Source organism: Methanobacterium alcaliphilum (assembly GCF_023227715.1).
Taxonomy (GTDB): domain Archaea; phylum Methanobacteriota; class Methanobacteria; order Methanobacteriales; family Methanobacteriaceae; genus Methanobacterium_E; species Methanobacterium_E alcaliphilum.
This window is the reverse complement of the sequence record NZ_JALKIF010000039.1, coordinates 1-523: the sequence shown is the minus strand read 5'-3', so window position 1 is coordinate 523 and position 523 is coordinate 1. Positions and strand designations below refer to the sequence as shown.

General features: G+C 39.6%; 1 pseudogene. It reads right to left on the bottom strand.

Annotated features, from left to right (window positions below):
- Nucleotides 1-506 (bottom strand): annotated as a pseudogene (locus MXE27_RS11765) (hypothetical protein); the annotation flags it as partial.
- Nucleotides 507-523 lie beyond the last annotated feature (17 nt).

Here is a 523-nt window from a genome sequence, read left to right as displayed (position 1 = left end):
GTTACTTCACGCCCTAGTTTGTAGGCTGCTGTTGCATTCATATTGAATATGGCGTTTCCGTAGTAGTTGGGGTCTGTGGGGTTGTTTGGGTCTGCGTATACGCTTATTTGTTGTGTTTGTGTGATGTATCCTGGTGCTGAAACGGTTATGTTGAATATTGTGCCGTTGGTTGCATTGTAGAAGAAACTTAGTTCATAATATCCGAATATAGGATTTATGGTTTTGTTGTAGTTGATTTTTTCTCCGTTTTCATCTTTCACGGTGATTTCAGGGTTTATTTTATCATCCGAATATTCATAATTCACATCCACACCAATAATAGGGTCAACCACCTCAGTATTGGTTGTGCTGGGAAGAGAACTCGAATCATTATCAACAGATGGCACATCCGCCCCATCAGATTCATTCAAAAAATCACCTGAAGAATCCACAGCAGAAGCAGAACCCATCATCACTGCCGCCAAAACAAAAACAGTCAAAATCAAAATCAATTGCTTTCTTCTCATCATTTTTCACCTCCATT